Here is an 11,666-nt window from a genome sequence, read left to right as displayed (position 1 = left end):
AAAGGCGATCGTTCCTTGTAGTGCAAGGGTTTGTGAGATTTGAACATTCCCCCTACTGGGGGAACTTCAGATTAAAGGTGGTGTATCGTAAATTACTAAATCAAATAAGGCTAAGAATTGTTCCATTAAATAGTGCATCTTTCTCGAAGAAAGTAATTTAATTGGATCGGGGGGAATAGTACCAGCAGTGAGGACAAAAAGATTGTCATCGTCGGGTAATCGCTGAATAGCCTCATTTAAGCTTAAATCAGAACTTAAAACATTACTTAAACCTTTCATATTTGATAAACCAAGGTATGTGTGCAGTTGAGGCACACGCATATTAGCATCCACTAATAATACTCGTTTACCAACAGCAGAAGCAGTTTTAGCTAAATAAACTGCTACAGTGGACTTACCCTCACCCTTAAGAGTCGAAGTGATGGTTAAAGAACTAATTGGGTGTTCCGCATTTAATAATTGAATATTTGTGTATAAGTAGTGAAATGCCTCTACCACAGGAAAATCTTTGGAATTTGAAACTATTATTCGTTTTAAACTTTCACTGTTAGTATTTGAACTTACGCTAGTGAATTGAGCGGGAACCCTTTCCTTTCACCTCTACGAGATTTAATTTTCATCGCTTTGGCGATCGGAATGACTCCCAACAGAGGGCGTTTAGTTGCTGATTTAATTTCTTCTGGAGTATGGAAAACAGTATTTAAAACTTCTACTAGGAAACCTATAGCAATGCCTAGTAAAGTGCTAATAACGATCGCGATTGCTAGGTGACGGCGGGTTGGTTTTTCTGTTACTGGGTTGAGATCACCATTTTCGTTTGTGACTAACTCTGGTTTAGATATAATTTGCCAAGAGCCATCAATTTGACCAGCATCTAGTTGTAAAGTTTTTTGTTTTTCGAGGAAGAGTTTGAGAGTATCTTTAGCTAGTTCGAGTTTTAATTGTATGTCATCATAGCGGTGTTGAGCTGTGGGCATTTGAGTGATTTTTGCTTGCAGTAAATTTTGGCTATTAGTTATCAACCGCTCGCGAGCTTCCAACTGTTTTAGTTGTGACTGCATCTGCAAGAGGACAGCATCAGCTTCTTTTTTCATTAAATCACGCAAACTTTGCTGCTTTTCCCGCAAAGATTGAATGGGAAGGCTATTTTCATAAAATTGAGTAGAGCTTAAAGCTAATTGTGAGTCTATTTCATTTACTTTGCTAATTAAATTTTCATAAGATTTGGGGCTAATATCAACAATCCAACGATTATCGCCAGTTAACGATCTTTTTTTGTAGCTTTCATATTGAAGCCTACTTTCTGCCAGTTGTGCTTGCACTTCTAGGCGACGATTAGTTAAAATATCTAGCTGATCTGATAGACTGCGGCTGCGTAGTTCTGGTTGGTTAAAGTTATACTGAACCCTTAACATTTGTAATTCTTGTTGCAATTTATCTACTTTCTGCTGGAGTTGCGGCATTTGTTGATCGATAAAATCAATACTTTGTTTGCTAACTTTTAAACGCTCTTGATCCATATATTCTAGGTAATATTTGGCGGTTTCATCCAGCACATATTGGATGCGCTTGGGGTCTCGATCGCGGTAGCTAATATCTAGGAGTTTAGTACCACCCTGCTTCCCATCTCGTAAGAAAGTAACGCGTTGGATAATCAAGCGGTTATTGAAATTTTTATAGTCAAAGTTTGGATATCTTGTTTGCAACTTATTAACTAATGGTAGTAACACTTCTGGGCTTTTTAAAACCCGCGATAAACTTTGATAATCCACCGAAGAGCCTTCTTCCGCTGATGATTTAATTTTGTTCAAGTCTGTGATGCCTAAACTGTTGTTTTGAGCTTGGACCAAGAGCTTTGATAGCCGATAGTCAGCCGTAATGGGTTCTGCTAAAACTGTAAATTTTCCTTCATACTCAGTAATAGATTTTTTGGCAGCCCTAAGCACGAAACTACCGCTTAAAGTAGCTATGCTGGCAGCTACTATGCCCATCACTAGAAGGCGACGTTTGACGACAGCTAGTACCCAATTCATATCAAGAACTTGGTCATCCTCTGCTGGGGTACTAGCTAGGTAATTAGCGGAGGGAACCGACAAATATTGACCATTAAGGTCATTCTTTAGGGAAGACAACAGTTTTTTTTCCATAGCAAAAATGTTATTATTTAATTCCTAATTTCCTAATAGTCTGAGTAGCTCTATGAATCGGGTGGGAACTAGAATTCCACCAATAATATTATTAACTGGTGATAGAACAGTGTTAATGTTGTCCACCAAGATAGCAGTCCTCGAACGTGCCACTATAATTATGTCATTATCTTGAATCAGGGGGTTGCTTTGAGCGTCGATTCCTTGATTCAAATTAATTGCTACTTGCGATCGGGATATAGTGCCATTAGGATTCAGCCTGATCAGTTCCACATATCTAGAGTTAGCGCGACTTTGTCTGAACCCCCCCGCACTCATAATTGCTTGATTTAAGGTAGTATTAGGAGGTAATTTGAGTCCACCCGGAGTATTGACTTCTCCGATCACACTCACTTGCACAGTCCCCGGAGCAAAGCTAGCATTAGCTAGAACAGAAACCTCTCCCGGATCGATCGCTGTCGCTGTTGGGACAAAGATGATATCCCCTTCTTGTAATATAGTATCTTGAGAGGTATCTTGTTCTTGCAAATATTGCCAGAGGTTAATAGTTCTAATTTGTTGTTTGCCACCTCTAGTATAACGTTGGAGTTGGATTTGGCGAATATCGGCGATTGATGTGATTCCACCAGCTAGTTGTAGAGCACGAATAATGGTCGGCTGTCCGTTAGTTCTTTCACCATTTTGGGTATCACCACCAATCGCTACATATCTACCGGGACGCTTCACCTCTCCGAATACTGAAACAGTACGGGGTTGCTCTGCTGGTATAGAAAAATTAGATTCACTAAGTTGATTTGTTTCTGCTAAATTAATTGTTTCTTGAGGGGGAACCAAGATTTGATCTCCATCTCGCAAGGTGATATCTTGGCTGGTCTGACCACTTTGTAAATAATCCCACAGATTATAAGTGATAGTTATTTCTTTGTTAGTCGTAAGCCGACGCCGCACAATTATTCGTCGAATATCAGCGCTAGCTCGAATACCCCCAGCTTTTTCTAAAGCTTGAGGAAGCGTGGGAAACTGAACTGATGGTCTGTTTCCGCCTCCATTAGCTAGGGGCAATAAGTAGGAGCCGGGACGACTTATTTCACCCGATAACCAAATATTAAGCGGGCGGGCAGCTTGTAAACTGATTGTAACTAAAGGTCTTTTTACGACCTGCCCATAAGCTCTACTGATAACTTGGGCTGCCTGTTCTAAAGTTAATCCTTGAAGCGCAATACTACCAATAATGGGGATTTGAATAGCTCCCCCAGCGGGAATTTGATACTCCCCACTAAGCTGGGGCAGATCGTAGATATCAATTCTAATATTGTCTCCACCACCTAGATAGTAGTCAGTATTAATACTTGTTGCGGGGGCGGGCGACTGAGCGAGGTTGGTTTGAGGATAGGAGAAAGTGAGTACCAGCGCCAGCAGTGGCAGTTGTACAGCAGGGAGAGTAAGCCATTTCATAGGTAGTAACAAATTTATGATAGAGGTAAAGCCATGAGAGATATTTTAAGGGTGCCGATGTTTGCGTTGATGCTATTGTGTTTAACGCTTATCGTTTTTGTGACTATTTATATTTTAGCCGCACGCCATCCCAAATTGGGTGCCACATTAGAAAAGATTTTTGTGGGGATACTTTTTTTTACCATAACAGGTGGATCGGGTATCATGACCATGCCCTTTACCAAACTCCATCCTAACGTTTTCTACAACTTAGAAACTACACCCCCAACGATGATTGGTCAAATTGCTATTTATGGGGCTATGATATTAATGATATTTCCCCGCTTAACTAAAACTACCCAAAAAACAGTTTATATCTGCATTAAATGGATAGCAGGAGACATTTTTTTAGGTTTGTTTTTGTTGATTCTGACTTTATCGGGATTGTGGTCACAAACTCCTGAAATGACTTTTAGGGCTATTTTTGCTATTTGGGGAGTAACACTGGTTTCTATTTATGTAGGAAAAGTGTATAGCTGGTCAGAAATTTATGGATTATTGAGATGGCTAACTGGTTTATTAGCTTTATGGTCAGTTGTGAAAACAAATGCAGCTCCGGACGGTTGCTGGACAGGAGTTTTAGGTCATAAAAACCCTTTTTCGTTTCAAATGGCTAATACAGCTTCTTTATGGATTTTATATGCTTTTAAGGAGCCTAAGTATAGATATTTATCATTATTTATCATTTTAATAGCTTTAATAGGATTGCAAAAAGGTTGTAGTGGTGCTAGTCGGATTTTAACAGTGGTCTTAATCAGTTTGTGGAGTTATTTAGCCCTCTTAAAAAGATTACCTGTAAAATGGGCTTTTCTCTGCTTTATCTTATTTTTGGTCGGTAGTATAGGTATAAGTATTTTGGTGTTAAATAATTTAGAGGCTATTATTGTGGATGGTTTGAAAAAAGATATGACTTTAACCGGTAGAACCGATTTTTGGCCTTTAATTATTGATCGAATTAATCAAAATCATCCCATATTTGGTTATGGAATGAAAGGATTTTGGCAGTTTTGGCGTGGCTCGGAAAATCCCGCTTACGGAATTATAGTAGCTAAAACTGGTTTTGTGCCACCCCACTCTCACAATGGTTTTCTTGATATACTTTGCGAGCTGGGTTGGACCGGACTCTTGTTGTTTATTGGGTCATTCTTGAATAATATATTTAGAGGTATAAAGTATCTAGTTAAAGGAAGTTTTCCAGAGTCAGGTTTGCCTTTGTATTTATTAACATTTATGCTAATGACTAATTTGACAGAGGGGGGACTATTGGGGGTTGGTACTTATTGGTGTTGGTATGTAGTTTTATCGGTAAAATTGAGCTTAGATAGGACAGCTAATGATAATCCACACTGATGATGTCAGCGTTTGGTCAGGCCTATGAGGAGAATCTTTACAAAGAATAGGCATTTCCCCCACTTCTTAAAGAAGTCGGGGCTTTAACACCGATCGCATTTTACGTTTAATTAAGTGGGATCACTTAATATGACTCGCAATTGTTTCACTCTCCACCGTTGCTTCCACTGGCCAAGAATTTTCCATCTCTACTGTTTTTTTCGGCTGATAAACTGCCAAGTCGAACCAGAAAGTCGTACCCACATTAACTTCGCTAACTAAATTAATTTTAGTGTGGTGCTTGTCAATAATGTTTCTGACAATAGAAAGACCTAATCCCGTTCCTTCTAAAGTGTGTACTCGGTTTTCTACCCGGAAAAAGCGATCGAAGATTGCTTGTTGGTCTTCAGGATCTATCCCTATTCCAGTATCAGAAATTTCGATCCGCACTACCGGACAATGTTGAGCATCCGGTGACAAGTTGTGGTGGACGGATTGACCGTCTTTGTGGGTGGGCGTCTCCGGCTCTAGCAAATATGCTCGAATGGCCACCTTGCCGCCGGACTGAGTAAATTTTAAGGCATTTCCTACTAAATTTGCAAATACTTGCAGTAACAAATCGTAATGACCTAAAGCAGGCGGCAAATACGGGTCTACTTCTTGCTCTAATTCAATGCCTTTATCCTTAGCATTTAACTGATAAGTCCGCAGGGTTTGCTCCACAGCTTGCGGGAGATCAACAGCTTCCAAGTGATAAACTCGGCAGGATTCCAGTCGCGACAAGTCTAACACGTCGTTAACTAAACGAGTTAATCGATCGGTTTCTCGGTTGGCAATTTCTAGGAATTCCCTGCGCTCGCTTTCTAGAAGGTCTTCTCCGTACTCGTGGAGAGTCTCGATAAAAGATTTGATATTAAATAAAGGTGTTCTCAATTCGTGAGAAACATTGCTGATAAAATTGCTTTTAGCCTCATTGAGTTCTACTTCGCGAGTAATGTCCTGCACTGTCATTGCAATGCCTTTGAGACTTTCTCGGTAATTTCCGGAACCTTGATACTTGGAGGTTTGCTCGTAGAAAGTACACTCTACAGCTACCGGGCGTTGTGGCTCGTTACAGGTATCTTCCTCATGGCGGATGCAGCTTTTGCACAGCGGTTCGGCACCGGGCGCTTTGTGCAGAATGACAGTAGTTAAAACAATCCGAATTGTACGGTTAACTGGTTCGCTCAGAGAGATGCGAAATTCGCCGCCTTCGCGATCGCCCGCAGCTATTTCCTGCAAAGGTCTCGCCAAGTCCTGCTGCACTTCCGAAGGCAAAATGTTCAGAACATTTACTCCGAGCGCATTTTTGCCTTCCCATCCAAAAATCCGCATCCCTGTCGGATTAACTAAAATCACCTGCAAATTTGCGTCCAGCAACAGCGCCCCATCAGCAATCGTTGAAACCAAAGTTTCTAACTTAGCTTTTTCCGCTGTCAGCTCTTCAATATTTTGTTCTTCATAACTTTCGAGTTTCTGGGCCATCTCGTTAAAACTGCCAATCAACTCGCCCAATTCTCCACCCAAAGGGAGGTCAACTCGCTGCTTAAAATTCCCGCTGGCAATGTTTTTGACCCCGAAGACTAATTGTTTGATCGGCTGAGTAATTGTCAGGGCATTAAATACAGCTCCCAAAATTACCATCACCCAAATAGTGACAAATACTGCTAAAGTGACATCCCTAGTCAGGTTTGAAGAGATAACTGCTGCAGGATTAGGGTTAATGCCGATCGCCAAAACTCCCAAATATTTGTCTTCATGAATTAACGGCACAAATACATCGGTAACTTCTCCATCTGGTGTCAAATGCTGCCGTACCAAAGGCAAAGAAGTTAAATTTCTCGCCTCAATATCGGCGAGAAAATTATCGGGAAGTTTGATCTGGCGGCGCAGCGTCAGGGAAGTCTCCACCTCGGATTCCGAAAAGGGTATCCCCAGGAAAATATCCCCGGCTTCGTCGGCGTAAAGCATATAGCGGACGCTGGAGGTGCTGCTGTAAAATTGGCGGGAAAAGCGGGCGACTTCGGAGCGATCGTTTTTGGCAATCAGCGGCGCCACATTGGCCGCCAACAGCAGGCCCAGGTCTCGGCCGTAACGAGTATCGTTAAGTCGGGCGTCTTGCTGGATAGTATTCACCGCCCAGAATGTCAGGCCGCTCATAATTAACGACACTACGAGGGTAGCAGCCGCCATCAGACGGGTCTGGAGGGTAAAATCCGACCACCAGCGGGCAATAATTTCTCCGATTTTGTTTAGTATGGCCAGCATTTCACCAGTTCACCAGTTCAATATTAATAGCAAGATCAATTCAGTTGGCTCCGATCGAATTTTCTGCTGCGACTTGTCCGCTACCGCCACCGCATAGATACCAAACTTCATTGTTACATTTCTACATTGAGATTGCTTGGCTTTCGGATGGCGGCCGATGTCGCAATTCCTAATTTTTATCGCCCAGAGCTCGGCGGCCGATGTCCCGGCGGCAGTAGACGCCTTCAAATTGGATGCAATCAACTGCTGCATAAGCTTTGGAAATAGCTTGTTCCAAAGTTTCTCCCGTCGCGGTGACGCCCAAAACCCGGCCACCGTCGCTCACCAACTGCTGCTGCTTCAACTGGGTGCCGGCGTGAAACACTTCTGCTCCCTTGGCTTCAGCTTCCTCGATACCTGTAATAACTTTGCCTTTTTGATAACTTCCAGGATAGCCCCCAGAAGCCAAAACTACGCAAACAGAGGCCCCCGACTTCCAGCGAATAGAATATTCACCGAGACGCTGCTGACAGCAGGCCAGCACCAAATCTTCTAAAGGAGTTTCCAGCAGTGACAAAACCGCTTGAGTTTCGGGATCTCCGAAACGGCAGTTGAATTCTAAGACTTTGGGTTCTCCGTCGGGGGTAATCATTAAACCGGCGTAGAGTACACCACGATAGTCGATTTTGCGTTTTTGCAGTGCTGCCAGCGTGGGTTCGAGAATTTCTTCTTGAATCCTTTCCATGAGTTCCGGGGTGACAATGGGCGCTGGGGCGTAGGCTCCCATACCGCCGGTGTTGGCTCCCTGGTCGCCTTCGCCGATAGCTTTGTGGTCTTGGGCGGGCAGCAACGGTTCCACTGTGATGCCGTCGGTGAGGGCGAGAATCGAGACTTCTTGACCTGTTAAAAATTCTTCGACGACGACTCGGATGTTGTCGGTGCCGAATTCGCCTCGGAAAATGGTGTTGATGGCGCTGTGAGCCATTTTGACGGTGGTGGCAACGGTGACTCCTTTGCCTGATGCGAGTCCGTCTGCTTTGATGACTATTGGGGTTCCTTGTTCCAGAACGTATGCTTTTGCTGCTTCTGCGTCTGTAAATACGGCAGCTTTGGGTGTGGGGATGCCTGCTTCGAGCATCAATTCTTTGGCCCAGGATTTGCTGGATTCAATTTGGGCGCCGGCTTTGGTGGGGCCGAAAATCATCATTTTTCGCTGTTGGAAATAGTCGGCGATGCCTAGCGATAGGGGCAATTCTGGGCCAACGATGACTAATCCGATGTTGTTGACCATCACAAAGCGTTCGATGCCTTGGAAGTCGTCGATGTTGAGCGACAGATTTTGACAGCCTGGGGTGGTAGCTGTGCCGCCGTTGCCCGGTACGCAGAATACTTGTTTAATCCGCGTAGATTCTAGCAGTTTTTTTGCGATCGCGTGCTCGCGACCTCCGTTTCCCACAACTAAAACTTTCACAGTATCCTCACCTATAAATTGTGTTCCCTGAATGTCTGATTTTCAGTGTTGGCATCTGTCTATCTGCTTTTTGCAGTGCTGTTAATTATGCCATGCTTGGCGCTAGGGAATTGCTAGATGTGGCACTTTTCTGGAGGAGTGGGGTTCGACGCCTGTTTCTCAATGGCTGGGAGCGTGCAATAATTAAAGACTTTAGCCGTCCAATTTTTCTAGGTTCTCCCTCGATTTAATTCTGCAATTCAAACTATTTTTTGGCTTTTAACTCTTCAATTACTGTAATTCATCCGGGGGCAAATAGCGATAAGATAGGCAGGTTGACTCTGGGAATTTTACTCACATGAAATCAAATCAAACCGCTGCGAGTTCGTCTGCAAAATTTAAGCGGGTGGGCGTTGTCGGCGGCGGCCAGCTAGCTTGGATGATGGGGGATGCTGCTAGGGCGCTCGGTATTGAATTGGTAGTACAAACTCCCCATGCTACTGACCCGGCAGTTTCTGTTGCTGCTGATGCTGTTTTGGCTGCTGTTGATGATGTTTTGGCTACGGCTCAATTGGCTGCTGGCTGCGATGTTATTACTTTTGAAAATGAGTTTGTGGATTTGGATGGTTTGCGATCGCTAGAAGAGCAAGGTGTGTTATTTCAGCCGAGTTTGTCGTCGCTTTCTCCTTTGTTGGATAAGTACTTTCAGCGCTGTTATTTACAAGGTTTGGGTTTGCCAACTCCGAGGTTTTGGGAATGGGATTGCAGTGCGGATTTGCCCCCGGAATTGTTTAAGGCGGTGGCGATCGACTTTCGGGCAATTTCTGTTTCTGACAACGTGCAGATTGCAGGAGATTCGGGTGCTGGATCGATCGACTTTCCCTTTGTGGTCAAAGTTCGCCGCCACGGTTATGACGGCCAAGGTACTTTTATTGTTAAGGATCGGGGGAGTTTTGAGTCAATTCGTGCTACACTCCAAGGTCAGTCTTTGCTAGTGGAAGAGTTTGTGCCGTTTGATCGCGAATTGGCTGTGATTGCGGCTCGATCGGCAACTGGCGAAATTGCGATTTATCCGATCGTAGAAACTCAGCAGCAAAATCAGGTTTGTCATGTGGTGATTGCGCCCGCTGATATTAGTTTAGATGTGAAAAATGAAGCTTGTGCGATCGCCCGCACTCTCCTCAACAGTTTGCAAGCTGTCGGCATATTCGGCATTGAATTATTTTTAACCGCCGACAATAAGCTGTTAGTCAATGAAATTGCACCCCGCACCCACAATTCGGGACATTTTACGATCGATGCTTGCGAAACTTCACAATTTGAACAGCATTTGCGCGCAGTTTGTCAACTGCCTTTAGGGAATTCCGATTTAAAATGTGCAGGCGCTGTCATGGTAAATTTGCTAGGTTACGAGTCGGCTGAGTCCGATTATTTAGCAAAAAGAAAACAACTGGCACAAATTAGTGGTGCTTTTGTCCATTGGTATGGTAAGAAAGTATCGCGTCCCGGTCGCAAACTCGGTCACGTTACAGTTGTGCTCGACGCGGACTTGGTGGCTCAGGGGCGATCGTCAGCAAAGGATCTGGCTCAAACCGTTGAATCTATCTGGTATGCAAGTTAAATTGCTCGAAGCTTGCCAAAATCGGGTTAGTTGGTATATATTAAATAAAGGTTCTACTGCGACGTTGGTGACTGCCAATAATGTTTTTTTGATCTATAACTCTTAACTCTCGGGAATCAAGATGTTTGGACAGCAGTAAACTGGGCTTGTACCCAGAAACTTTAAGTCCGAGCCAACGGTACCCACCTGGTAAAATACCAGGTCAAAAGCTGAGGTAAGACGGCGTTGCGGGGAACCATTAAAATTTTGATTGAGATAGGCGCTGTGAAATATAGCTAGCCTATTTTTTTTTGAGATAAACGCTTTTACTCATAGTTAACGTGAGCTCGACGAGGGCGATCGCAACTGGGAAACACAGGCTCCTCTGACTCGTGCCCACCACCAACTGAGTGAGATTGCCCAGGTGCGGACCAGACAATATCTTTCAGCCCAGTAACTAAAATTATAAATTGGAGGCTCAATCTTATATCATGTCCGGGTACTTACCCATAATTAAGTAGCAACTGGAACTTGAGGCCACCAGTGAAAGTTTGTTAAACCCCGAATTAAATCTTGTTGTTGGGGTAATTGTTGGCAGCGATTAAATAAAACCTTTTCTAATTCATCAAGATTTTCAAATGTTCGATTAGCAAGAGGCTCATTTGTAAGCGGCCAAAGTCGTAACTACTAACCGCAACTCTGTTGCCGTGAGCAGTTACTGAAATTACCTAGCGCCAACAATTACTAATTTATCTCTTTTTAACAAGCGAATAACTGGAGATAACACTTGTTTCTGTTCGACTTGTATTAGAAACCCCATGTTTATCTCACAGCGTCCAGAATACAGGAAATACCCTTTTTTGAACTATGGCACTTACTATTAAGACATTATAATCTTTCCATTGAGTTCTATCCCAATGCAATTACTAATTGACACCCGACTTTTAGGTGACGGGCTATTACCTATGCAGACAATTGGAAACCACAGCACAAGTATGCTAAGTCCTGGAATCTGTAAAAATCTTTGTATGTGACGGCGGCGACTACTTTGTAAGATCGGCAATTGCTCTTTAACAGCTAATGGTTCTATTCTGACTTCTTTCTGAGTCTGCAACAACACGCGCGAACATCTGAAGAGTAAGTAATTGTGTTGGGCTTAGGTATTTTTCGAGTAGGTCGTGATAGAATGAGGGCAAATAATCTGGATTTTCCCCAGCGAGGCTCTGACCAATTTTTCGCAAGAGACCTCTTCTGGAATCCTGTTGATAATAGCCATACAGGCTCATTCGTAACAAGTTAAGCTTGGATGGCAGTTGTCAAGGGGATTTGAGAAGATGCTTCAAAGAAAAAGTAGTCAGAC

General features: G+C 43.3%; 7 protein-coding genes, 1 other RNA gene and 1 pseudogene. 3 read left to right on the top strand and 6 right to left on the bottom strand.

The window, feature by feature from the left end; translation table 11 throughout:
* Positions 1–66: 66 nt before the first annotated feature.
* The 3 genes from QUA03_RS26930 to QUA03_RS26920 form a co-directional block, all read right to left on the bottom strand.
* The gene (locus QUA03_RS26930) at positions 67–498 is read right to left on the bottom strand and encodes a CpsD/CapB family tyrosine-protein kinase (RefSeq protein WP_333216517.1); all 432 of its coding nucleotides are present in this window, start codon (positions 496–498) and stop codon (positions 67–69) included.
* A gap of 62 nt (positions 499–560) precedes the next feature.
* On the bottom strand, positions 561–1,811 hold the full coding sequence (locus QUA03_RS26925) for a hypothetical protein (RefSeq protein ID WP_333216515.1): 1,251 nt from the start codon (positions 1,809–1,811) through the stop codon (positions 561–563).
* A 360-nt stretch (positions 1,812–2,171) separates the two neighbouring features.
* Positions 2,172–3,602, bottom strand: coding sequence for an SLBB domain-containing protein (locus QUA03_RS26920; protein WP_333216513.1), 1,431 nt, complete (start codon positions 3,600–3,602; stop codon positions 2,172–2,174).
* Between the two features lie 33 nt (positions 3,603–3,635).
* Between QUA03_RS26920 and QUA03_RS26915 the strand changes: the two genes are divergently transcribed.
* Complete coding sequence (locus QUA03_RS26915) at positions 3,636–4,991, top strand: O-antigen ligase family protein (RefSeq protein ID WP_333216511.1); 1,356 nt, start codon at positions 3,636–3,638, stop codon at positions 4,989–4,991.
* 120 nt (positions 4,992–5,111) lie between these two features.
* Here the strand turns inward: QUA03_RS26915 and QUA03_RS26910 are convergent, their stop codons facing one another.
* Entirely contained in the window at positions 5,112–7,277 is a 2,166-nt protein-coding gene (locus QUA03_RS26910; RefSeq protein ID WP_333216509.1) for an ATP-binding protein, read from the bottom strand.
* A 169-nt stretch (positions 7,278–7,446) separates the two neighbouring features.
* Positions 7,447–8,727, bottom strand: a complete 1,281-nt coding sequence (gene purD / locus QUA03_RS26905) for a phosphoribosylamine--glycine ligase (RefSeq protein WP_333216507.1) — start codon at positions 8,725–8,727, stop codon at positions 7,447–7,449.
* A gap of 337 nt (positions 8,728–9,064) precedes the next feature.
* Between purD and QUA03_RS26900 the strand changes: the two genes are divergently transcribed.
* Positions 9,065–10,327 carry a 5-(carboxyamino)imidazole ribonucleotide synthase gene (locus QUA03_RS26900; protein ID WP_333216505.1) on the top strand — a complete coding sequence of 421 codons (1,263 nt, stop codon included), beginning with the start codon at positions 9,065–9,067 and terminating at the stop codon, positions 10,325–10,327.
* A 50-nt stretch (positions 10,328–10,377) separates the two neighbouring features.
* Positions 10,378–10,565: non-coding RNA, 6S RNA (gene ssrS / locus QUA03_RS26895), on the top strand.
* Between the two features lie 254 nt (positions 10,566–10,819).
* On the opposite strand, the pseudogene QUA03_RS26890 reads toward ssrS, so the two are convergent.
* Positions 10,820–10,987 (bottom strand): annotated as a pseudogene (locus tag QUA03_RS26890) (IS630 family transposase); the annotation flags it as partial.
* Positions 10,988–11,666 lie beyond the last annotated feature (679 nt).

The organism is Microcoleus sp. S36b_A4, assembly GCF_036700645.1.
Taxonomy (GTDB): Bacteria; Cyanobacteriota; Cyanobacteriia; order Cyanobacteriales; family Microcoleaceae; genus Microcoleus.
Note: the sequence above shows the minus strand (reverse complement) of the source record. Positions and strands in the feature narration are given on the sequence as shown.